At 69.6% G+C, this 20,831-nt stretch carries 18 protein-coding genes and 1 pseudogene; 3 read left to right on the top strand and 16 right to left on the bottom strand.

Features of this window, described 5'->3' with window-relative positions:
• Positions 1–268, bottom strand: a pseudogene (locus ACFWPJ_RS02315) (alpha/beta hydrolase); the annotation flags it as partial.
• Between the two features lie 150 nt (positions 269–418).
• On the opposite strand from ACFWPJ_RS02315, the gene ACFWPJ_RS02310 reads away from it, so the two are divergent.
• Entirely contained in the window at positions 419–1,840 is a 1,422-nt protein-coding gene (locus ACFWPJ_RS02310; protein ID WP_378846064.1) for an amidase, read from the top strand.
• 1 nt (position 1,841) lies between these two features.
• Here ACFWPJ_RS02310 and ACFWPJ_RS02305 read toward each other — a convergent pair whose 3' ends face one another.
• The 12 genes from ACFWPJ_RS02305 to hrcA form a co-directional block, all read right to left on the bottom strand.
• On the bottom strand, positions 1,842–3,569 hold the full coding sequence (locus ACFWPJ_RS02305) for a protein kinase (RefSeq protein ID WP_378846062.1): 1,728 nt from the start codon (positions 3,567–3,569) through the stop codon (positions 1,842–1,844).
• On the bottom strand, positions 3,566–4,756 hold the full coding sequence (locus tag ACFWPJ_RS02300; RefSeq protein WP_378846061.1) for a hypothetical protein: 1,191 nt from the start codon (positions 4,754–4,756) through the stop codon (positions 3,566–3,568). Before ACFWPJ_RS02300 ends, ACFWPJ_RS02305 begins: the two co-directional genes overlap by 4 nt.
• Before the next feature lie 7 nt (positions 4,757–4,763).
• Positions 4,764–6,476 carry a serine/threonine-protein kinase gene (locus tag ACFWPJ_RS02295; protein ID WP_378846060.1) on the bottom strand — a complete coding sequence of 571 codons (1,713 nt, stop codon included), beginning with the start codon at positions 6,474–6,476 and terminating at the stop codon, positions 4,764–4,766.
• 180 nt (positions 6,477–6,656) lie between these two features.
• Complete coding sequence (locus ACFWPJ_RS02290; protein ID WP_378846058.1) at positions 6,657–9,488, bottom strand: ABC transporter substrate-binding protein; 2,832 nt, start codon at positions 9,486–9,488, stop codon at positions 6,657–6,659.
• 90 nt (positions 9,489–9,578) lie between these two features.
• The gene (gene era / locus ACFWPJ_RS02285) at positions 9,579–10,484 is read right to left on the bottom strand and encodes a GTPase Era (protein ID WP_378846056.1); all 906 of its coding nucleotides are present in this window, start codon (positions 10,482–10,484) and stop codon (positions 9,579–9,581) included.
• Complete coding sequence (locus ACFWPJ_RS02280) at positions 10,477–10,812, bottom strand: cytidine deaminase (protein ID WP_378846054.1); 336 nt, start codon at positions 10,810–10,812, stop codon at positions 10,477–10,479. Before ACFWPJ_RS02280 ends, era begins: the two co-directional genes overlap by 8 nt.
• Positions 10,805–12,136, bottom strand: a complete 1,332-nt coding sequence (locus ACFWPJ_RS02275) for a hemolysin family protein (RefSeq protein WP_378846052.1) — start codon at positions 12,134–12,136, stop codon at positions 10,805–10,807. The genes ACFWPJ_RS02280 and ACFWPJ_RS02275 overlap by 8 nt, the downstream gene beginning before the upstream one ends.
• Positions 12,133–12,687, bottom strand: coding sequence for an rRNA maturation RNase YbeY (gene ybeY, locus ACFWPJ_RS02270; RefSeq protein ID WP_378846050.1), 555 nt, complete (start codon positions 12,685–12,687; stop codon positions 12,133–12,135). Before ybeY ends, ACFWPJ_RS02275 begins: the two co-directional genes overlap by 4 nt.
• Positions 12,688–12,783: 96 nt before the next feature.
• Complete coding sequence (locus ACFWPJ_RS02265) at positions 12,784–13,845, bottom strand: PhoH family protein (RefSeq protein ID WP_378846078.1); 1,062 nt, start codon at positions 13,843–13,845, stop codon at positions 12,784–12,786.
• A 196-nt stretch (positions 13,846–14,041) separates the two neighbouring features.
• Positions 14,042–14,782 (bottom strand): 16S rRNA (uracil(1498)-N(3))-methyltransferase, encoded by a 741-nt coding sequence (locus ACFWPJ_RS02260; protein ID WP_378846049.1) that lies wholly within the window; start codon positions 14,780–14,782, stop codon positions 14,042–14,044.
• Between the two features lie 4 nt (positions 14,783–14,786).
• Positions 14,787–15,941 (bottom strand): molecular chaperone DnaJ, encoded by a 1,155-nt coding sequence (gene dnaJ, locus ACFWPJ_RS02255; protein WP_378846047.1) that lies wholly within the window; start codon positions 15,939–15,941, stop codon positions 14,787–14,789.
• Positions 15,942–16,070: 129 nt separating this feature from the next.
• The gene (hrcA, locus tag ACFWPJ_RS02250; protein WP_378846045.1) at positions 16,071–17,105 is read right to left on the bottom strand and encodes a heat-inducible transcriptional repressor HrcA; all 1,035 of its coding nucleotides are present in this window, start codon (positions 17,103–17,105) and stop codon (positions 16,071–16,073) included.
• Between the two features lie 146 nt (positions 17,106–17,251).
• Between hrcA and ACFWPJ_RS02245 the strand changes: the two genes are divergently transcribed.
• Together ACFWPJ_RS02245 and ACFWPJ_RS02240 are read left to right on the top strand one after the other, a co-directional pair.
• Positions 17,252–17,797, top strand: a complete 546-nt coding sequence (locus ACFWPJ_RS02245; RefSeq protein WP_378846043.1) for a hypothetical protein — start codon at positions 17,252–17,254, stop codon at positions 17,795–17,797.
• Positions 17,794–19,230, top strand: a complete 1,437-nt coding sequence (locus ACFWPJ_RS02240) for a hypothetical protein (protein WP_378846042.1) — start codon at positions 17,794–17,796, stop codon at positions 19,228–19,230. The genes ACFWPJ_RS02245 and ACFWPJ_RS02240 overlap by 4 nt, the downstream gene beginning before the upstream one ends.
• 122 nt (positions 19,231–19,352) lie before the next feature.
• On the opposite strand, the gene ACFWPJ_RS02235 is transcribed toward ACFWPJ_RS02240, so the two are convergent.
• The 3 genes from ACFWPJ_RS02235 to ACFWPJ_RS02225 form a co-directional block, all read right to left on the bottom strand.
• Entirely contained in the window at positions 19,353–19,577 is a 225-nt protein-coding gene (locus tag ACFWPJ_RS02235; protein ID WP_189033064.1) for a hypothetical protein, read from the bottom strand.
• Positions 19,578–19,881: 304 nt separating this feature from the next.
• Complete coding sequence (locus ACFWPJ_RS02230; RefSeq protein ID WP_378846040.1) at positions 19,882–20,046, bottom strand: hypothetical protein; 165 nt, start codon at positions 20,044–20,046, stop codon at positions 19,882–19,884.
• A 51-nt stretch (positions 20,047–20,097) separates the two neighbouring features.
• The coding region (locus tag ACFWPJ_RS02225; protein ID WP_378846038.1) for a coproporphyrinogen-III oxidase family protein at positions 20,098–20,831 on the bottom strand (734 nt) is incomplete at its 5' end.

Genomic DNA, 20,831 nt, shown 5'->3' with positions numbered 1-20,831 from the left:
CACACGGGGCTATCGGGCCCGCTGGGGGGGGGGGGGTTCGTCGGGCGGGGGCTAGGGGTATCCACGCCGCCCCGCGGGCCCTGGGGGGCGCGAGGCAGCGGTGTCCGGCGGCGACGAGGCCGGGTACCACCCCGCGCCAGATGTCGGCGTTGACGAGCAGGCCGTGCACGAACACGACCGGCGATCCGGTGCCGGTGTCGTGATAGCGGATGCGGCCGGACGACAGGGCGATCTCGCGTGCCGGGCCGAGTGCTGAGCTGATTCCCATGGGGTCCTCCCCTGGTCGGATGCTGGGCTTATCCACTGTTACATACATGCCGTATGTATGTCTATAGCCGAGAAATCCACCCAGGGTATGTGGACGGGTGACCAGCTTCACGCTACGGTCGACCCGATTACCTGCAGAGATGGAGCTCACATGCCCGTGTCCGACGGCGTCGCGTCCTCGGCCGACCTCAGCCTCACCGAACTGTCCACGGCGATCGCCGACGGCCGCTTCTCCTCGGTCGCGGCGGTTACCGACGCGCTCGACCGGATCGAGGCGTCCCAGCCGACGCTCAACGCCTTCCGCGTCGTCCGCCGCGAGGCAGCGCTGCGGGAGGCTGCCGAAGCCGACGCGCGGCTGGCCGCCAGTGCGCGGCTGCCGCTGCTCGGCGTGCCGATCGCGGTCAAGGACGACACCGATATCGCCGGTGAGGTCACCGCTTTCGGCTGCGGTGGGGAGTTCGTGCCCAAGGCCGAGGACGCCGAATCGGTGCGCAGGCTGCGCGCCGCCGGCGCGGTGATCGTGGGCAAGGCCAATACCTGTGAGCTGGGCCAGTTGCCGTTCACCAGCGGTGATGCCTTCGGCCACTCCCGCAATCCGTGGGACCGCACCCGCACTCCCGGTGGTTCATCGGGTGGTTCAGCGGCGGCGGTCGCGGCCGGATTGGTCCCTGCCGCACTGGGTTCCGACGGCGCTGGTTCGGTGCGCATCCCCGCGTCGTGGAACAACCTGGTCGGGATCAAGCCGCAGCGCGGTCGCATCTCCACCTGGCCGCACGCCGAGGCGTTCTACGGGCTCACCGTCAACGGGCCGCTGGCCCGGACGGTCCGCGACGCTGCCCTGCTGCTCGACGTCGCCGCCGGGCCGCACAATGGTGACCTGCACACCCCGGCGCCGATCGACGCGAGCGCTGCCGTCGGGCGCGATCCCGGCAAGCTCAGAATCGCGCTCTCCCTGCGTATTCCGTTCACCGCGACCAAGACCGCGCTCGACCCGGAGATCGCGGCGGCGGTGCACGCGCTGGCGAAGACATTGCGCGCGCTGGGGCACACCGTCACCGTGGCCGATCTGCACTACGGCCTGATGATCGGCGCGTCGTTCCTGCCGCGTTCGATGGCCGGGATCCACCGGGTGCACCGGGCGATGCCCGAGGCGATCGTCGACCCGCGGACCACCGCCAACTCCCGTGTCGGCCGGGTGCTCGGTGGACCGGTGCTTGCCGCGGCGCGACGCCTCGAACCGTTGCTGCACAAGCAGATCGGCTCGTTCTTCGACCACTACGACCTGGTGCTCGCCCCGACCACCGCCACCCCCGCACCGCGCGCCGAGGAGATCGACGGCATCGGCGTCGGCGCGACCAACAACCTGATCACCGGCGCCTGCCCCTACACCTGGCCGTGGAATGTGCTCGGCTGGCCGAGCGTGAACGTCCCCGCCGGTTTCACCGAGACCGGGCTGCCGATCGGCGCGCAGCTGATGGGCACCGCGAACACCGAGCCGATGCTGATCTCGCTGGCCGCGCAGCTGGAATCGGAACTGCACTGGGAGAGGCACCGGCCGGCGCAGTGGTGGTGAGTCAGAGCGGGGCGTTCACGAACCAGTTGTCGTAGAGATCGGTGCCGTTCGCACCACCGATGACGATGATCAGGCAGAAGTTGCGGGCGGTGTCGTCGAATTGGATGCTCAGCGCACCGGCGACGGTGCCGGGATCGCGGCCGGGGATATCCTGGATGACAATCCGTCCCCGCCCGGACGGCCGATCCCACGCCTCTTCCCTGGTCGCGAAGGCATCGGCGAAGCTGCCCGCGTCGGTCGGCGCGCGATTGCCCTTGCAGGCCACCGTCATCCGCTGGACCGGATCGCGGTTGCCGTTGCAGCTGAGGGTGCCCACGTCGCCGAGCTGGTCGAGCGGAACCGGGTCGTAGTCCTTGTCGATCGCGGCGCACCGGATGCCCTGGTAGCCACCGGCGAACGGAGACTTCGGGAGCAGCTCGGGGAACGCCCGCACGATGTATTCGTGGGCCTTCCAGGGTGATTCGGCGGTGGTCGTTGGAGCTACCGACGTCGCGGTGACCTCGGGTTTGGTCGCCACTTCCCGGTAATGTGTTACTATCGCTGTCGCTATCAGGGGGGTGGTGATCACGACGGCTGCTCCGACAGCCGCAAACCCCCGCCGGCGCCGTCCGTCAGCGGGCACGCCGCGACTGGGCACGACCCAATCCTGCTGCGCACCTTGGGCCCCAACACCCAGCGCACCGCTCTGCACGCTGTGCGCGCCTCGCGAAGCGCCCGACGCTGCGCTCAACCCTCCCGGCGCACCGCTCGAAGCTCCTGGCGCATCGCTCTGCACGCGTGGTGCACCGCTCGGCACGACTGCCTCGGGTGAGCCGCCGGGATGCCCGGCCGGCGGCTTCGTCGTCATCACCGCGTCAGGTTGCCCGGCCCGGGCCGTCGGTGCCACCGGCATGCCGAATGCCGCGGCCGCGGCGGCGGCAAGTGCCCCGCAACTGGAGTACCGGTCGTCGGGATTCTTGGCCATCGCCCGGGCGATCACCGCGTCGATGGCGGGTGGGAGGTGCGGGTTCAGCTCGGTGGGCCGGGGCGGCGGCGCGGTCAGGTGCGCGTTGACGACGGCGGCGGCCACGTCGCGTGGAAAGGGCTTACGGCCGGTGAGCAACTCGTAGAGCGTGCAGCCCAGCGAGTACAGGTCGGCGCGATGATCGACGGCGTCGAGCCGGATCAGCTCCGGTGCCGCGTAGGCGAGGGTCGCCAGGAACGCGCCCGCCTCGGTGAGCGCCGTGCCGTCGGTGCCGGACTTGGCGATCCCGAAATCGGCGACCAGCACCCGGTCCGGCTCGCCCGTCCGCGATTCCAGCATCAGGTTGGCCGGCTTCACGTCGCGGTGCAGTAGTCCGGCGCGGTGCGCCGCGTCCAGACCCGCGGCGGCTTCGGTGACGATGTGCAGTGCCAGCCGCGGATCGGGCAGGCCCCGGCGCAGCATCGACGCGGCATCGGTGCCCGCCACGTACTGCATCGCGATCCACAGCGCGCCGTCGTCGATCCCGCGATCGTGGACCGCCACCACATTCGGATGGTCGATCCGGGCCGCCAGCTCGGCCTCCCGGACGAACCGGGCCCGGAATTCGGCGGAGGCGCTGTGGGTGTCGCTGAGCACTTTGAGCGCATCCCAGCGCGGCAGCCGCGGATGACGCGCGGCGTAGACGGTGCCCATGCCCCCGCTGCCGAGGACGCGCTCGATCACATACCCGGCGAAGACCGCACCCGGGCGCAGGTTCGCGCTCATCCGGCCAGTTCCAGCAGGCTGTACTGGGCGGCGGCCTTCTGCCGGATCTGCTGCTCGGACGGCGCGAAGATCGTGGCGACATAGCGGCCGTGCAGCAGCGCGCACACGTAGCGGACGTTCGGCTCTTTCCCGTCCGGACCGGTGTCGCTGCATCGGATGTCCTCGATGTTCGCGGGACCGGGCACCGGACGCAGGTCGGCGAAGTTCTTGGCGCTGCGCTGGTAGGCCCGGCGCGCCTCGGTGGCGTCGGGGTAGCGCTTGAGTCCGTCGAAGCCCATCAGTGCCAGGGCGTCCTCCGCGGTCCGTTGCTGGCGGGAACCGAACAGATAGGTCGCGTTGGGGCCGTAGACGACTCCCCTGGGGTGCAGTACCGCTTTCCCGCCGGCGATGTTGTCCGGGTCGACCAGCACCACCGCGGGCGCCGACCAGCGCCCCAGTTTCTCCGGCACCATCCGGGCCAGCATGCCCTCGGGATCGATCGGCAGCTCGGCGAAGCGCTCGGGCGGCGTCGCGACGAAGCGGTCGAGCTCGGGCAGCTGCGCGTCGAAGGCACTGCTGATCAGGGTGGTCAGCGCCGCGGCATCGGGGGTGGTGTGGACGGCGAGCACGCTCACCACGAACGCACCGTGCGCGACGGTGGCCGCCATGCTTGCCACCGTGGGCCGCCAATGCGCCTTGGCCGCTATATATTTCGGGATCTGCACCGCGACGTTGTCGGCGCTGACCGCCGCGTCGGTGGCGTCCAGCGCTGCTGCCGCCTTGCTCGCCGCGTCCGGATTCGGCATGCGCAGCGCCAGCACGGTCAGCTGCCGGACATTGGCCGTGTCGGTCCCCGCGACGAGGAACCCGGCGAGCATGCCGTGTTCGGTGAGCACGGCACGGGCCTGTTCGGACAGCACGCCCGACACCTTGGCCGGCGTCGGCAGCGGGACCGCCTCCTTGGCCAGGGGCGAGACCGACAGCGCGGAATCGGCTTTGGCCGGATTGACCATGACCTCGCCGATCCTGATCGACTCGAGCACCCGGCCCGAGTACTCGGTGCCCGGCGGCGGCGTCAGCGGAACATGCTGGTAGTTCCCGTAATCCAGCGCCGCGAGGTCGACACGGACCGGCTCCGGCGTCCCTGGCACCTGACAACCGGCCACCGCGGCGGCCAGCAGGACGACACCGAGCAGCCCGCCGGCCACGCGGGAATCACAGCGGCGCATCGGCCCACCACCTCTCGCGCAGCTCGGCGCCGTCGGCGCCACCGATGACCTCGACCCGGCAGAACGACCGGGCGGCCTCGTCGAAGTAGACGGACAGATGACCGACGTCGACGAGGTCGAGACCGTGGTTGCTGCCCCAGTACAGGTTTCCGCTTCCGGACGCACGGCCCCACTGTTCGTGGCCCTCCACCTTGTCCGTGCTGGGCGGCACCAGTATCAGGGACCGGTCGGTGTTGCACACGAGGGTCACCGATACCGCAGGGTCACGATTGCCTTCACAGCGCATCCGAGCCAGGGGCGCGAGTGTGTCGGTCGGAACCCGATTTCCCTTGTCGTCGATCAGGTAGCAGCCGGTCATCTCCTGATAGCCGACGCCGTACGGATAGCCGGGCAACAGGTCGGGGAAGGTGTCGGCGATGAAGCTGTAGACACCCCAGGCGGTCGCCGGCGGCAGCGGGGGCGGCGACGTGGTGACCTGCGCGCTCGACGCCGCGTCCGCGCCGCGACCGGTGACGCCGAAGGCCGCCGCCGTCACGACACCGACGAGGACGACCGCCGCCACCGCCCAGAACGCACGGCGGCGGACCAGCCGGCCCAACGGCGTCCGGCGCCGCAGCAGCGCCGCGGTGAAAGGATCGGCGTCGATCATGGGGGCCGGCGGCCAGGAATTGCCCTCGCCCACACCCGATGCGGGAGTTGCCGGGCTTTCGGGCGGTCTCGGCGCGGCGCCACCGTGCACCCCTGGCTCCGCGATCTGCACCGGGGTATCACCGGTCGTCGCCCCCGACGTGCCGAGCGGAACCGCGCCGTCCTGCGTTGCCGCGACCGGTGCCGGTCCGATGGTCGATGTCATCGGCGGGCCGGCTATCGCCTCGCGCGCGGCCGCCGCCAGCTCGCCACACGAGGCGAATCGTTGCGCCGGGTCCTTCGCCATCGCTGTCGCGATGACGGTGTCGAAGGCTGCAGGCACCCCGGGGCGCACCGCAGACGGCTGCGGCGGCGGCTCGTGCAGATGTGCGTAGATCACCGCCGCGGCGGTCTGCCGAGGGAACGGGACTGTGCCGGTCAGCAATTGGAACAGCGAGCACCCGAGCGCGTAGACATCGGCGCGCAGATCGACGCGCTCGCCCGCGAGCTGTTCGGGTGCGACGTAGGACAGCGTCGCGGTGAGGCCGCCCTCCGCGGACAAGGTCGCGGTGTCCTCGGCTCGGCGCGCGATGCCGAAGTCGGTGACCAGGACACGGTCGGGACGGCCGGGCTCCTCGGCGACGAGGAGATTGGCCGGTTTGACGTCGCGGTGCAGCAGCCCGGCGCGATGCACCGCGTCGAGCCCGCGCGCCGCCTCGCCGATGATGTGCACCGCACGCGCGCAGTCCAGCCCGGCGGGAGCGCGCCGGATCAATTCGGCGGCATCGGAACCGGCGACGTACTGGCTGGCGATCCAGAGCTTGCCGTCGGTCTCGCCTCGATCACGCACCGCGACGAGATTCGGATGGGCCAGTCCGGCAGCGAGTTCGGCTTCGCGCAGGAACCTGGCCCGGAACTCGGTGTCCGCGGCGTGGTCGTCGGCGAGGATCTTCAGCGCGTCGTGGCGCGGCAGCCGCGGGTGGCGCGCCAGATAGACCGTGCCCATTCCACCGGCACCCAGCCGCCGCTCGATCAGATAGCCGGCGAACTCGGCACCCTCGGCAATACTCACCCGCCCGATCTCCCACGTGTCACAGCGCTGCCGGGACCCTTCCGGCAGATGTCCGGACCAGCGACGCGGTGATCGGTCCGCCCGCTAGAGCGACCGAAAACCGCTGGGTTCCAGTCATGCCCGAGCGACTATAACAGCACGAATCGGACCGCACGATTTACCAATTCCAGCGAACGCGGACTAGCGGCCCGGTTCGGTCCAGCCTTCGAGATCGCTTTTCGTGCCTGCCGGACAGCCGTCCTGACCGGTCTGGCGCGGGAACATCAGCAGGCAACGCTGCGGGGCCGGCCCGCCGACAGCCGTGGTGACCAGTACCGCGATCGATGATCCGTCGGCGACGCGACGCGTCGAGAAGCCGAGAGTGCCGGTCACGCCGCGATAGTCGCTCTCGCGCAATTGCACCGCGATGGCGGTCCGGTTGGGCGGCAGGTCGGCCAGCACACTGCGACTGCTCCGCACGGCTTGCAGGAACAATCCGCTGACGTCGAACGCGAGGCCAGTGCGGTCTCCCGCCCAGGTCGGCCGGTAGTCGATGAGTTCCGGGTAGCCGCGCAGATCCTCGATCAGTCCGGCCAGTTCGACACACAGCTGCTCGTGTTCGAACGGCACCGGCTGATTGCCGAGTTTGCCGATGCCGCGGACACAATCGGCCCCGCCGAGCATCACCGGCGCCGCCTTCGACACATAGCGCACGGTCAGATTCGCGGGCAGGGCGGCCGTGGCCTTCGGGTCGGTGATCAGCCGGGTCACCGCGTCGTTGCCGAGGATCGCCGGGCCCGCTCCGCTCAGGCAGCCGCGGCTGACCGATTTGGCGAAGGTCGGGAAATCGTCGTTGCGGCCGGCGAAGAACAGCAGGGTGCGCCGGTCGAAGCCGTCGGTCTCGCATGGTGCGGGGAACCGGTAGAGCTGCTGTTGTTCGCGCCAGCTCAGACTCTCCTGCGCGACACCGCGGGTGGTGAGCTCGGCCTGCAGGTCGGCGACCAGGCTCGTCACGTACAGATCGTCGGCGGACTCCGGATGATAGATCATCACCTTGTCGTAGCGGGGCGTGCCGTTGGCCGCACGCGCGCCCTGCACGTAGTCCGCGATCAGTCGCGCCTGCACGGTATTGCTCGGCGCCGCTTGGAAATACAGCGGCGAGGCCTGCTCGAGCCCGTCGGCGGACAGGGTTGTCGCCACCGCGGGCACGCCGAGTTCGCCGAGCCGGGTGATCGCCCTGCGGGTCTCGTCGGTGCTGCGGTCGATACCGACCACGCCGAGCACGCTGGGATCGTCGGCGACCAGCGCGCGCAGCGGATGGTCGACCACCCATCCGGCCTGTCGCATATCCGAGCCACCGTTGGCGATGATGATGCGCAGCAACGGTTCCGACTCGTCGGAGGCCAGCAGTGCGCGGCGCTGCTGCACCGCCAGCCCGGCCAGTTCCTCGACCTGGGCGTGCGGATAGCGCACATTGGTATCGGCGTAACTGAGCCCGGCGAAGTACACCAGCGAGACCAGCGGACGGTTCGGATTGCTCTCGCGTGCCTCGGCGGCCGCGGTGTTGAGCCGGAACACCTCGCGCTGCATCGCCGTCAGCTCCGGATCGTCGGCGAACAGCTGCGCGGTGTTGTCGCTGTAGCCGACGCATTCGCCGTCGCGCAGGCTCACCGACACGCCATCGGTCCACGGCCACTGCGAGCACGGCGCGTTGCGCAGCGGCGGGAAGTACACCAGCGCGGCGCCGATGGCGAGCACGATCGGGATCAGCACGCACAGGCCGACGAACCAGCTGCGCGCGGCCATCGGCGGCGCGGGCGGCAGGGCCAGCCCACGGAAGCGGGGGTCGCTGATCCGCGGCGGCGTGTCGGCGGGCAGCAGCGCGCGCAGCGGCAGGAACCAGGCGTCGGTCTGGCGATGGGTGCGCCGGTTGTCGATCTCGCGCAGCCAGGTCTGCAGCGGATCCGGCGGCTGTGCCGATGGCTGCTCGGCGAGGCTCTCCAGGGTGCGCAGCGTGCGTAGTTCACCGATGTGGCCGAGCTCGCCGACCTCGCGGTTCGGGCCTTCGTCGCGGAAGGCCACGATCACCAGCGGATCGAAATGGCCGGTCTCGTTCCTGATCTCGTTGACCCAGGTGAGGATTCGCGCGCCGTCACTACCCTCGGCCAGGCCGCCGAGCAGCGCCACCGGGTAGGCGGTGCGCCGCCAGCTCGACGGCCGCCAGATCCGGCGCCGGTAGGCGTCGCGCAGATCCTCGAGGAACGCGTGGATCAGGAGTTTGGCGACCTGTTCCTCGTTCTCGTCGACCCGGTGCGAGGCGGTGAGCCGGGACGCGAAACCCAGGAAGCTGCCCGACAATTCGGGTGCGAGGTAGCGCTGGTGCAGGAACCACCTGGTCACCTTCGACATGCCGGGGATGCGACCCGACACCCACAGCCACAACCGCAACACCGGCCACAGCGCGAGCACACCGAAGACCACCCGCGAGATCGTGTCGCCCGCAACGCCTTCCGCGGTGTCGGAGCGGCTGGTCGGCGATCCGCTGCGCAGCAGCTTGGGTAGCCTGCGGCGCAACTCGTCGGGCGCCTCGGACTCGTCGCTGGTGACCCGCTGGCGCGTCAGCCAGTCGGCGGTGCGGTAGCGCGGGAACTTGATCGCGCCCATCGCGGTGTCGTCGGCGGCGAAACCGGCCACCAGCTGCTGGATGATCGGCAGACAGTGCCCGGCGATCTCCTGATCGTCGTGCGCGCTGACCGCGGAGAGGTCGGGCGTGAGCGCGGTGCGCGGCAGATCGGGCGCGTGCAGATCGATCTTGGCCCGCGGCGTCGCGCGCCTGCCACCGGATTCGCTCAGCCAGCTGTAGAGGTCTGCGACCAGCGCCGAATGCCCCTGCACCCCGACCAGTTCGACGATCGGCCGGGGCAGCGTGCGACGCCCGCGCAGGAGCGTACGCAACACCCGCGGTTTGGTGTCGGGGATCTCCAGCGCCCGCAGCAACTCCAGCAGCTTGCCGACATCATTGGCATCGGGCACTTCGACGGCCTCCCCGGGCGATCAGCGAGCACGCCGGGCACTGTCGGCGTATTCGCCGAACGATACCCCGTACCGCCGACGCTCAAACGGTCAAAAGCCCAGCTTCCCCAGCTGTTTGGGGTCGCGCTGCCAATCCTTGGCTACCTTCACGTGCAGATTCAGGTAGATCCGGGTGCCGAGAATGTGCTCGATCTGCTTGCGGGCATTGGTGCCGACCTCTTTGAGGCGGGCGCCGTTCTTGCCGATGATGATCGCCTTCTGGCTCGGCCGTTCGACATACAGCAGGGCATGCACCTCGAGCATGTCCTCGTTCGCCTCGTACGGCTGGATCTCCTCGATGACCACGGCCAGCGAGTGCGGCAGTTCGTCGCGCACGCCCTCGAGCGCGGCCTCACGGATCAGCTCGGCCATGAGGGTTTCCTCGGGCTCGTCGGTGATCTCGCCGTCGGGGTAGAACGCCGGGCCCTCGGGCATCTTCGAGGCGATCACGTCGACGAGCACCTCGACCTGTTCGCCCTTGACCGCCGACACCGGAACGACCTCGGCCTCGGGGCCGAGCAGCTTCGAGACCGCCATCAGCTGGTGGGCGACCTGGTCGCGGCTCACCTTGTCGATCTTGGTGACCACGCCGAGCACGGTGGTCTTGGGCGCCATCATCTTGATCTGCTCGACGATCCAGCGGTCACCGGGACCGATCTTCTCGTCGGCCGGGATGCACAGGGCGATCACGTCGACCTCGGAGTAGGTGTCGCGCACGAGATCGTTGAGGCGCTGGCCGAGCAGGGTGCGCGGGCGGTGCAGGCCGGGGGTGTCGACCAGGATCAGCTGGGCGTGGTCGCGGTGCACGATGCCGCGGATGGTGTGGCGGGTGGTCTGCGGGCGCGAGGAGGTGATCGCGATCTTGGTGCCGACCAGCGCGTTGGTCAGCGTCGACTTGCCGGTGTTCGGGCGGCCGACGAAACAGACGAAGCCGGAACGGAATTCCTTGTCAGCCACCGTGCACCTCGCTCAGGACGGCGCCGGTGCGGTCGGTGCGGATCACCGCGGCCGACGGCGAGACCTCGCGCACCGCGGCGATACCCGCGTCGTCGGACGCACCGCCGACGACGACCGCCGCCTCGAAACCCTCCGCGCCGCTGGAGATCGCGGCGGCCACGGCGGCCTGCAACGCGGTCAGGTGCAGCGCGGTCAGCGCGACCTCGCCCGCGGCGTAGGTGCGGCCGTCGGTGTCGCGGATCGCGGCGCCGCTCGCGCCGCCGGTGCGGCCCAGCGCGCCACGCGCCAGCACCAGCAGTTTGTTGTCCTCGGCGTCCAGTTCACTCATCGGTTTCTCCGTTGTCGTCGGGCACGGTGACCTCGGCGGACTCGGCGCCCGCCGCGGTCTTCTTGTTCTTCTCGGCCGCGCGGCGCACCAGCACGGTGTTCACCCGCATCCGGCCGCGGGCATCGGCGCCGCCCTCGCCGCGCAGGACCAGCCCGTACACGGTCACTTTCGAGCCGGGCAGCGGGACACGACCCAGCTCGTGGGCCAGCAGACCGCCCACCGTGTCGACGTCGGAGTCCTCGATATCGAACCCGTACAGCTCGCCGAGGTCTTCCACCGACAGCCGTGCCGACACCCGGAAGCGGCCGTCGCCCAGGTCTTCCACGGGCGGGGTCTCGTCGGTGTCGTACTCGTCGGCGATCTCGCCGACGATCTCCTCGAGCACGTCCTCGATCGTCACCAGACCCGCGATGCCGCCGTACTCGTCGACCAGCAGCGCCATGTGGTTGCGGCGGCGCTGCATCTCGTCGAGCAGATCGTCGAGCGGCTTGGAGTCGGGGATGAACACCGCGGGCCGCATGACCTCGCGCACGGTCACCTTGCGGCTGCGATCGGCGTACGGGACAAGGTCTTTCAGGTACACCACGCCGAGCACGTCGTCGACGTTCTCGCCGACAACGGGGATCCGGGAATGCCCGGAGCGCACCGCCAGCGACATCGCCTGGGACGCGGTCTTGTCGGCCTCGATCCACACCATCTCGGTGCGCGGCACCATCACCGCGCGGGCGGCGGTGTCGCCGAGTTCGAAGACCGACTGGATCATCCGGCGTTCGTCGTCGGCGACCACGCCACGCTCGCGGGCCATGTCGACCACTTCGCGCAGCTCGATCTCGGACGCGAACGGGCCGTTGCGGAAACCCTTACCGGGAGTGATCGCGTTGCCGAGCAGGATCAGCAGCCTGCTCACCGGGCTCAGCACCGCGCCGATGATCTGCAGCGGCACCGCGGCGCCGAGTGCGATCGAATAGGCGTGCTGGCGGCCGAGCGTGCGCGGGCCGACGCCGATCACGACGTAGGAGACGACCACCATCACCGCGGCGGTGACCGGCAGTGCCGTGCCTGCGGTCCACAGTGCCAGGGTCGCCGCGGCCAGCAGGACGGTGGCGGTGATCTCGCACAGAATGCGCAGCAGCACCATGAGATTCACGTACCGCGGGCGGTCGTCGACGATCTTGCGCAAGCGCGCGGCGCCGGGGCGTTCCTCCCGGACCATGTCGTCGAGGCGAGCCCGCGACACCGTGTTCAGTGCCGAGTCGACCCCGGCGAACACCCCGCCGAGCCCGATCAGCAGGATCGCCAGCAGGATCTGGGTCAGTGAGGTCACGTGGGGCCCAGTGCGTCACCCGGTGCGGTGAAACCTGCCTTGCCGAGTAGCTGGGCGTCGCGCTCGGCCAGTTCGGCGCGGCGCTGTTCCTCGCGCAGGCTCACATACCACTCCTCGAGGAGCTGGGCCTGCAGCGCGAACATCTCCTTCTCCTCCTCCGGCTCGGCGTGGTCGTAGCCGAGCAGGTGGAGCACGCCGTGCACGGTGAGCAGCGCCAGCTCGTGATCGAGCGAATGACCGGCCTTCTGGGCCTGGCCCATCGCGAACTCCGGGCACAGCACGATGTCACCGAGCATGGACGGGCCGGGCTCGGGGCTGTCGGGGCGACCGCCCGGCTCCAGTTCGTCCATCGGGAACGACATCACATCGGTCGGGCCGGGCAGGTCCATCCAGCGCACGTGCAGGTCGGCCATGGTGTCGAGATCGACGAGCACCATCGACAGCTCGGCGGCGGGATGCACGTCCATCCGGCCGATCACGAAACGTGCGACGCTGACCAGGTCTTCTTCGGGGACGTCCATGCCCGATTCGTTGGCGATCTCGATGCTCACCTGTTCAGCCTACGGTGCCGACCCGACGCCGCCGGGAGCGGCATCGGGCCAGCTCTGGTCGTGGCCCGCCCCGATTAGCATCGAGCACGGCGTGAGTTACCCGCGGTTCGGACGACCGGCCGCGCGGCGCTGCGCCCGGTTGCCCGGATAGTGCGGACCCGGCACCGCGCGGGTGTCGGACTCGTACCGGTCGTAGGCGTCGACGATGTCGGAGACCAGCCGGTGCCGCACCACATCGGCGCTGGTGAGCTCCGAGAAGTGGATGTCTTCGATATCGATGAGGATCTCCGCCGCGGCCCGCAGACCCGAACGCTGCCCGTTGGGCAGGTCGACCTGCGAGATGTCACCGGTGACGACCATCCGCGAGCCGAAGCCGAGGCGGGTCAGGAACATCTTCATCTGCTCGGCCGTGGTGTTCTGCGCCTCGTCGAGAATGATGAACGAGTCGTTGAGGCTGCGCCCACGCATGTAGGCCAGCGGCGCGACCTCGATGACACCGGAGGCGAGCAGCTTGGGGATCGCTTCCGGGTCCATCATGTCGTGCAGCGCGTCGTAGAGCGGCCGCAGGTACGGGTCGATCTTGTCGTTGAGCGTGCCGGGCAGGAAGCCGAGCCGCTCGCCGGCCTCGACCGCGGGCCTGGTCAGGATGATGCGGTTGACCTGCTTGGACTGCAGGGCCTGCACCGCCTTGGCCATCGCCAGGTAGGTCTTGCCGGTACCGGCGGGACCGATGGCGAAGACGATGGTGTTGGCGTCGATCGCGTCGACGTAGTGCTTCTGATTCAGCGTCTTGGGGCGGATGGTCTTGCCGCGACGGGACAGGATGTCCAGGCTCAGCACTTCGGCCGGGGATTCCGATGACCCTTCGGTGAGCATCGAGACGGTGTGCCTGACTGCTTCCGGAGTGATCACCCGATTACGGCCGGTCAGCGCGACGAGCTGCTCGATGACGCGCTCTGCCAGTGCCACATCGCCGGCCTTACCGGTGATGGTGACGGTGTTGCCGCGGACATGGATGTCGGCCGGGAGCAGTTTCTCCAGCTGACGAAGGTTCTGGTCGGCCGAGCCGAGGAACGGGAAGACAGACTCCGGGGCGAGTTCGATGCTGGAACGCACTGTGCGCGCCGCGGGACCCGCATTGTTTCCGCCTGCGCCGATGCCTGTTACGGGGTTGGTGGTGGGGTCGCCGATCTCGCCTGAGTTCTTCAAAAGTGCCTATGGCCTGCTTCCGGTCTCGACTGTGTGTTCGATGAGCCCAGTTTAACGCGCGGCACCGACACCGCCCAGGGAATAACGGCGGGATCGGCCGAACCGCGATCGACCGGTGATCGCAGGTCACAGCCGGGTCCGGGAACTACCAGCGTGCGGTGAGGGCGCCGAGGGCACCGAGGGCCACCGCGGCGGCGGTCGAGGTGCGCAGGACGGTCGGGCCGAGCAGCACGATGTCGGCGCCCGCCTCGGCCAGTGCGGCCAGTTCGGTGTCGTCCAGGCCGCCTTCGGGGCCGACGATCAGGACCACGTCGGTGGTCTGCGCCAGCGGCAGCTCGGTGAACTTGCCCGTGCCGGATTCGTGCAACGCGGCGACGATCGCGCCGTCCGCCTTGGCTTTTCGCACCAGATCGAGCAGGTCGCGGGTGCGGTGCAGGTCGGCGACCTCGGGGATGTAGGCGCGCCGGGACTGCCTGGCGGCCGAGCGGGCGGCGGTCCGCCACTTCTCGATTCCCTTGGCTGCCTTGGCTTCCCAGTTCGCGACGCAGCGCGCGGCCTGCCACGGCACGATGACGTCGGCGCCCGCCTCGGTCATCAGCTCGACGGCCAGTTCGGAGCGATCCGACTTCGGCAGCGCCTGCACCACGGTCACCTGCGGGGTCACCGGGGTGGCGACCCGTCGCGTCCGTACCGCGAGTTCGAGCCGGTCCTTCTGGGCCGCAACGACTTCCGATTCGGCGAGCACACCGTGTCCGTCCGACAGGGTGATCGGCTCGCCGACCCTGATCCGGCGCACGGTCGCCGCGTGGCGGCCCTCCGGACCGTCCAGGACCGCGACGGCGCCCGGTTCGGGTACCTCGTCGAGGTAGAAGACCGTCGCGGCCACCGGGTCAGCGTCCGCTGAAGGAGGCGCGCAGCCGGGCGAACAGGCCGCTGTTGTGCTCGGACTGAGCCGACATCACCTCGGCACGATCCTTGTCGCGCATGCCCTTGAACTTGCGCAGCAGGTCGGTCTGCTTGCCGTCCAGCTTGGTCGGCACGACGATGTCGAGGTGGGCGAGCAGGTCGCCGCGGGCGCCCGAACGCAGCCGGGGCATGCCGTGGGCGCGCAGCTGGATGACCTCGCCGGGCTGGGTGCCCGCCGCGATCGTCAGCTCGGTCGGGCCGTCGAGGATGGTGTCGACGACGACCGTGGTGCCCAGGATCGCGTCGACCATCGGCACGCGGACGGTGCAGTGCAGGTCGTCGCCGTCGCGGACGAAGGTGTCGTGCGGCTGCTCGACGACCTCGACGTAGAGGTCACCGGCGTGGCCACCACCGGGGCCGACCTCGCCCTGAGCGGCCAGACGCACGCGCATGCCGTTGGCGACACCGGCCGGGATCGGCGCGGCGATCTCGCGACGCGCGCGCACGCGGCCGTCGCCACCGCACTTGTGGCAGGGATCGGGGATGGTCTCGCCCGCGCCGCGGCAGGTCGGGCAGGGCCGCGAGGTGAGCACCTGGCCCAGGAAGGAGCGCTGCACCGACTGCACTTCACCGGCGCCGTCACAGGTCTCACAGCGGATCGGCTTGGAGTTGCCGTTGGTGCCCGCGCCCTGGCAGATGTCGCAGAGGATGGCGGTGTCGACGGTCAGGTGCTTGGTGACGCCGACCGCGCATTCGGCCAGGCTCAGCCGGGTGCGGATCAGCGAGTCGGCGCCGGGCTGCACGCGGCCGCGCGGCTTGCGCGCGCCACCGCCCTGGCCGCTCATGCCGCCGAAGAACGCCTCGAAGACGTCGCCGAGACCGCCGAAACCCGCGCCGCTGAATCCGGCTCCGCCGCCGCCGTTTTCGAGCGGGTCACCACCGAGGTCGACGATCCGGCGCTTCTCCGGGTCGGTCAGCACCTCGTAGGCGGTGGAGACTTCCTTGAACTTGGCCTGGGCGGCCTCGTCCGGGTTCACGTCGGGGTGGAGTTCGCGGGCCAGCTTGCGGTAGGCGCGCTTGAGCTCCTGGTCGGTGGCGTTCTTGCCGACGCCGAGCAGTCCGTAGTAATCCCGTGCCACTTGAGTTCTCTAGTCCTTGGTCGCTGTGGTCCAGCCGAGCGCCGGGCGCATCCTTTAGTCGAATCCACTCAACTTTACCGGCCGAAGTATCGACCTTAACAGTGCGGGTTGGCCGTTCCCGGCCCGCCGTCACCTTTCCGCGAGTACTTCTCCGATGTACCGGGCAACGGTGGCCACCGACGCCATGGTTCCCGGGTAGTCCATCCGGGTGGGGCCGAGCACACCCATGCCACCCAGGACGGCGCCCGCCGCGCCGTAGCCGGTGGAAACGACCGAGGTGCCACGCATCTGCTCGACCTGGGTCTCCTCGCCGATCTGCACCATCACCTGGCCGGGCTGCTGCGCCGCGGCGAGCAGTTTCAGCACGATGACCTGCTCCTCGAGCGCCTCCAGCACCGTGCGCAGGGAGCCGGGGAACCCGAAGTCGGCGACATTGCGGGTGAGGTTGGCGGTGCCGCCGAGGACGAGCCGCTCCTCGGGATGCTCCACCAGCGTCTCCACCAGCACCGTCGAGACGCGGACGAGCACGTCCTTGATCTTGGCAGGCGCTTGTTCGGGCAGGCCGGCGACCGACGCGCTGGCCACCGACAGCAGCTTGCCGTCCATCGCGCCGCCGAGCAGGCCGCGCACCGCGGCGAGATCGTCGTCGGAGATCACCGCGCCGAGGTCGACGATGCGCTGGTCGACCCGGCCGGTGTCGGTGATCACCACCAGCAGCAGGCGGGCCGGATTGAGCGCGACGACCTCGATGTGGCGCACGATCGAGGCCGAGACCGTGGGGTACTGGACGACGGCGACCTGGCGGGTCAGCTGCGCCAGCAGCCGCACACCGCGGCGCAGGACGTCGTCGAGATCGACCCCGGATTCGAGGAACTCCATGATCGCGCGGCGCTCGGCGCCCGAGAGCGGCTTGACCTCGGCGATCCGGTCGACGAACTCGCGATACCCCTTGTCGGTGGGGATGCGGCCGGAGCTGGTGTGCGGCTGGGTGATGTACCCCTCCGCTTCCAGCACGGCCATGTCGTTGCGGATGGTCGCGCTGGATACGCCGAGGCTGTGCCGTTCCACGAGCGACTTGGAGCCGATCGGTTCCTTGGTGGCGACGTAGTCCGCGACGATCGCTCGCAGGACCTCGAACCGCCGATCCTCGGTGCTCGACGCCATCGACCCCACCTCCTCGCTCGTGCCGGGTACGTCATCGGCCCGCGTGTGCTGCTGTGTTCGCCGCACAGACTCGCACGCGGACGCTCGGAGCGTCTCGTTGTCCAGTCTAATTGTCCGGTCCCGGCGCGCCCGCTCACATCGCTGCTGTGGGCGGGGTTATCCACAGGCCGCGGTTTATCCACAAGTGGCAGACAGGGGCTGGCCGCGCTCTGGGCACCGGCGTACGTTCGGCACTGATTCAACTGTTTACCAGCGTTTTTCAGCTGTCCGCGGCGGGTGGGGAGGGGCTTGTGATGCAACAGAACGAGAGCACAGCTGCCACGGTGGTGGCACTGGATCCGGCGGAGTTCGCCGAGTTCGACCGGGGGTGTGCGGAGTTTCTCCGGGTGATCGACCAGATCAGGGCGCTGGCCCGGGAGATCGGCGATCAGGCGCATTGGGGGCTGGGCGAAGGTGATGCGCGGCTGATATCCGGCGCCACGGTGGTGGCGCGGTTGCGGACGAAGGCCGGCGGCGAGGGGAACAGCATCGGTGCGGTGATGGCGGAGCATGCGCGCGTTGTCGCCGGTATCCGTGCGGCGCATCGGGTGGTGTGGAATCGGATGATGCTCGCGGACGAGGAGTGGGCCGGGCAGCTCAGGTCCGTGGAATCGGCTGCGGGACACCATGATCTGCTGGAGACCGCGCCGTGACCGCGTATGAGCCGCGTGGCATTCCGGGTGGTGGTGAGAATGCGCGGAGTTGGCGTCATCGGGAGATCGCCGCGGCCTTCGCGCCGCTCGAGGTGACCGATGCTGTCGCGCAGGCGGACAAGTTCGCGCGAATCGCTCGCTTGTGGGAGGACGGGCTGGCGGCCTTCGAACGGGCCATGCGGGACTCGGCGGGGTGGTCCGGCGCCGCCGCTGATGCCTCGAGTGCGGCTGTCGACAGCTATGCCGCGGAAGCTCGGGCGCTGACCGCTGTTCTGGACCAGTTCTCCGGCCTGGTTCGGACTGCGGCCGACGCGATCGTGGCGACCAAGTACGCCATCCCGGAACAGGTCGTCGCCGCCGAGGTGGGTCCGCCCTTGCTGGTGACGGGTCAGGCGGAGTCGCATCGTGCGGCCACCGCCGCACTGGAGGACGCGCGTCTCGCGATGCGTGAGCGGTATGTGGCGCCGTTCGGCGAAGTGGATGCCCGGATTCCGGTGTTGCCCATGCCGAGTCGGCGGGGAGTTCCTAGTTGGGATTCCGACGATCGGCTGTTGCGGCGAGGCAGGTCGGCCGAGATCTTCGGCGAGCATTCAGGCGGTGGCGTCGAGGGTGAATTCGCGCAGGTGAAGACCTTGGACTCACCGCACTCGCCCCAGGCAGCTGACCTCAGACCTGCCACGAGCAGCTCGGAAGGCGTTGCTACTACTGCCCTGGGCGGAGGCGCAGCGACATCCGATGACGGCTCGGCACAAAGTGGTGGCCTGGCGGGGGCGGGGTCGGCTGACTCGGTGGGGCCGGACGGTGACTCGGCAGGGTCGGATGACGCGGCGGGGCCACATGGCGACTCAACGGGGTGGGGCGACAGCTCGGCGGGGGTGGGTGAAAGCTCGGCGGTGCCGGGTGACAGCTCGGTGAGGGCAAGCAATACGACGATGCCCACGGTCGCCACGAGTCCGGCTCCAGCCTCGGCACTGATCGGGGGCCTTGGATTGCCGAGTGCTGCCGCGGGGGCGGACGCTCCGGCGGTGGACCCAAATATGACATCGGTGGGCCGCAATGGGTCGGCGCATCCGGGCGGCGCGCAACCCGCCTGGACTGCGGCACCGACAGCTTCGAGTGATCAATCAGCCCGGGGCATTCCCTATCTGCCGCCGCACGATGCAGAAGAGCTGCGGCCAGGTGCCGGGCGGAGTGTGCCGGGCGCGACAGGGCCGGTCATCGGGGCGAACTCACCGAGCGCGACGTCGCCGACCCGCATGGTCGATCGACTGTTCCACTGCGCCGTATTGCCTGGCGCTGGGCGAGCACCGGACAGCGACGCCGAGCGTGTGCTTCCGGACTACCTGATCACACAGGCGAATACCGATGCACTGCTTGGCAATCCGCGACCGACGGTCAGCGGGGGCGTGATCGGAGGTGGGGACGGTGGCTAGCCGGGCGCGCAGCACCGAGCCACGGCTCAGGCTTGACCGGGTCAGCGAGCCGAGGGCACCGCGCCCGCATGGTCGATCCGAGCGACCGGCGAGGGCCGCCCGGGCGGGCGGCCCAGACCGGGTCAGCTCCGGGCGGCGGAGGAGGCGGCGCCCACCTGCTTGCCCGCGAGGGCATCCAGGCCGAGCATCGCCAGCAGCGATACGCAATCTTCCGCGTCGTTGGAATGCGACGCGACCGTGCGAGCGGCGACCGCGCACTGCCGCGCGTTCTCCGCCTTCTCCGCAGAGCGTGCTTCAGCGAATTCGCTCTGCTCGTGGACGAGGGTGATGTGCCGTTCGGTGGACATATAGCTCCCTAGGATCGAGTCGAAGCCTACGCCCCTAATCGTTATCTTCGACCCCGAACCCGCCGAACCTTCCACTTCGCGACCCCGGTGCGACGTGCCCTCGGTGAGGTGTGCATCACGTCATCTCATGACGCTGACCGGGCGATCATCGATGTGGCCCCGGGCACTCGCCGACCCGGAAATTCGGGTCACGAATCGGTGTCAGGCGACCCGGCTCCCGCTGCCCGTAGCACCCGCAGCTGACCGATTTCTGCCACGTTCTTCATCAGTTCGGCATCGACCCAGGAGACCAGATGAGCGATCGTCAGTCCGGCGTCGGCAGGCCACGGATAGGCCGAGCCGGAGTCCAGTGCGGCGCGGCCGGTTCCCACAGGAAGTCCGTCGGCGACAACCGCTCCAGGTGGTACTCGAACAGCGACCAGACCAGGTCGAATTGCCAGCGCACCAGCTCACTTCGGGATGTGGACACGCGGCGCATCGTGCCACGGTGTCCGCGGCGTGGAAACCGATATTTCGCGGATCAGTAGAGGAGGTCGCGGACCACGCCGTCCGCGAGGAGACGGCCCCGGTCGGTGAGGACCAGGTGATCGTCGGTGATCTCGGCGAGTCCGTCGGCGAGGATACGGTCGAGCGCGGGGCGTGCCGTCGGCGCGAGGGTGGCGAGCGGGAGGCCGGTGCGAAGGCGGACGGTGAGCATGAGGTGCTCGGTGTAGCGCTCGTCGTCGGTAAGGGCTTCCCAGCCCGCGGCGGGCAGGCCGCCGAGGGTGACGCGATCGGCGTAGCGGGCGGGGTGCTTGACGTTCCACCAGCGGACGCCGCCGACGTGGCTGTGGGCGCCCGGTCCAGCGCCGAGCCAGTCGCCGCCGTCCCAGTAGCCGAGGTTGTGGCGGCAGCGGGCCGCATCGTTCGCGGCCCAGTTCGAGACCTCGTACCAGGACAGGCCCGCCTCGGCCAGGCGGGTGTCGATGCGTTCGTAGCGGCCGGCGAGGACGTCGTCGTCGGGGGCGGGCAGTTCACCGCGACGGACCTTGCGCGCCAAGGCGGTTCCGTCCTCGACGATCAGGGAGTAGGCCGAGACATGGTCGACACCGGCGGCCAGCACGGCATCGAGGCTCGCGTCCAGATCGGCATCGGTCTCGCCGGGGGTGCCGTAGATGAGGTCAAGATTGACGTGCTCGAACCCGGCAGCCCTGGCTTCCTTCGCGGCGGCGACCGCACGCCCCGGCGTGTGGGTGCGATCGAGCACCTTCAGCA

This window comes from Nocardia sp. NPDC058497 (assembly GCF_042720195.1).
Lineage (GTDB): Bacteria > Actinomycetota > Actinomycetes > Mycobacteriales > Mycobacteriaceae > Nocardia.
Note: the sequence above shows the minus strand (reverse complement) of the source record. Positions and strands in the feature narration are given on the sequence as shown.

What these genes read in the sequence shown, in the direction of transcription:
- ACFWPJ_RS02280 (WP_378846054.1), bottom strand. Translation starts at nt 10,812, where the DNA reads ATGAGTGAACTGGACGCCGAGGACAACAAACTGCTGGTGCTGGCGCGT.
- ACFWPJ_RS02235 (WP_189033064.1), bottom strand. Translation starts at nt 19,577, where the DNA reads ATGTCCACCGAACGGCACATCACCCTCGTCCACGAGCAGAGCGAATTC.
- ACFWPJ_RS02310 (WP_378846064.1), top strand. Translation starts at nt 419, where the DNA reads ATGCCCGTGTCCGACGGCGTCGCGTCCTCGGCCGACCTCAGCCTCACC.
- hrcA (WP_378846045.1), bottom strand. Translation starts at nt 17,105, where the DNA reads ATGGCGTCGAGCACCGAGGATCGGCGGTTCGAGGTCCTGCGAGCGATC.
- ACFWPJ_RS02305 (WP_378846062.1), bottom strand. Translation starts at nt 3,569, where the DNA reads ATGAGCGCGAACCTGCGCCCGGGTGCGGTCTTCGCCGGGTATGTGATC.